This is a genomic window from Mesorhizobium sp. M7A.F.Ca.CA.002.05.1.1 (genome assembly GCF_003998335.1).
GTDB lineage: Bacteria > Pseudomonadota > Alphaproteobacteria > Rhizobiales > Rhizobiaceae > Mesorhizobium.
The window spans coordinates 1-1,659 of record NZ_RZQI01001125.1 but is presented as its reverse complement, the minus strand read 5'-3'; the positions used below and the strand labels follow the sequence as shown (position 1 = coordinate 1,659).

Annotated in this window: 2 protein-coding genes; both read left to right on the top strand. The window is 64.0% G+C overall.

The window, feature by feature from the left end; all coding sequences use genetic code 11:
* Positions 1 to 992 (top strand): FAD-dependent oxidoreductase (locus tag EN939_RS33225; protein ID WP_127271706.1); only part of this gene is annotated, 992 nt, incomplete at its 5' end.
* A 2-nt stretch (positions 993 to 994) separates the two neighbouring features.
* A partial coding sequence (locus tag EN939_RS33220; RefSeq protein WP_206528414.1) for an alanine racemase occupies positions 995 to 1,659 on the top strand: 665 nt, incomplete at its 3' end.

Genomic DNA, 1,659 nt, shown 5'->3' with positions numbered 1-1,659 from the left:
CCTGGAGCCTGCGTTTCCTGCGCCAGTGCACGGTGGCGCGCCTGCGCGCCAACACCGACATCAAGCTCAGGCTCGCGCTCTATTCGCGTGACTGCATCAATGCGCTTTCGGAAGCGACCGGCATCCACTACGACGAACGCAAGAAGGGCATTCTCTACTTCTTCCGCTCGCAAAAGAGCCTCGATACCGGCACCGACAATTACCGTTATCTTGCCAGGCACGGCCTGCCGATCGAAATCGTCGGCCGCGACCGGCTGGTCGAGCTGGAACCAGGCCTTGCCGGCGTCAAGGACAAGATTGCCGGGGGCGTCTATTCGCCAACCGACCAGACCGGAGATTCCAAGCAGTTTGTCGACAGGCTGGCCGCCTATGCTGCCGAGAAGCTCGGCGTCAAATTCCTGTTCGGCACGACAGTCGAAGGCCTCGACATCGAGGGCGATCATGTGCGCGCGGTGATGACGTCGGCCGGCCCGGTCGCCGGCGATGCCGTGGTCATCTCGATGGGACCGGAGAGCGGCCTGCTCGGGCGCCGTTACGGCATCGACCTGCCTGTCTATCCGGTAAAGGGCTATACCGCGACGATTCCCCTGGAGGACGAAAGCAAGGGACCGACCATGGGCGGCGCCGACGAGGACCGGCTGATCGGCTATTCCAGGCTGGGCAACCGCTTGCGGATGTCCTCGACGGCTGAATTCACCGGCTTCGACCGAACTTTCAAGCCCGCCGATTTCAAGACGATCATCAGCACCGGCAAGGATCTTTTCCCGGGTGCCTTCGACGAGAAGAAGGCTGTGTTCTGGGCCGGTCTGCGGCCGATGATGCCCAACTCGGTGCCGGTCATCGGCCAGGCTCGCTACAAGAATCTCTATCTCGACACCGGCCACGGCCATGTCGGCTGGACCATGGCCTGCGGCTCGGGGAAATTCCTTGCCGACCTCGTTTCCGGCCGCAAGCCGGAGATCGACCCGCAGGGGCTGGTCTACGGGGGGTAGTGATGTCGGGACCGCAAGTCGCTATCGACCTTGGCCGCATCGAGCGCAATGCGCGCACGATCGTCGAGCGCTGCGCGCTGTCGGGCATAAAAGTGTTCGGCGTTACCAAGGGCACTTGCGGCATGCCGCAAGTGGCGCGCGCCATGTTGCGCGGCGGTGTCGCCGGCATCGCCGAATCGCGTTTCGAGAACATCCGCCGGCTGCGCGACAGCGGCATCAACGCGCCGATCATGCTGTTGCGCAGCCCGCCGATGGCGCGGGTCGAGGAGGTGGTGCGCACCGTCGACATCAGCCTGCAGTCGGAACTCGCCACCATCCGCGAAATATCGCGCATCGCCGAGCGCATGGGCCGCATCCACGACATCATGCTGATGATCGATCTCGGCGATCTGCGAGAAGGCATCTGGCCGAACGACCTGATCCCGACCGTCGAGCAGATACTGCAGTTCAAGGGCGTTCGCATTGCCGGCATCGGCACCAATCTCGGCTGTTTCGGCGCCATCATGCCGACGCCGGAAAATCTCGGCCAACTCGTCGCCCATGCCTACAAGACCGAGCGCCTGTCCGGCAGAAGCCTCGACGTGATCTCCGGCGGCGCCTCGTCGTCGCTGCCGCTGCTGCTCGAAGGCAGACTGCCGGCCGGCATCAACAATCTGCGCGTCGGCGA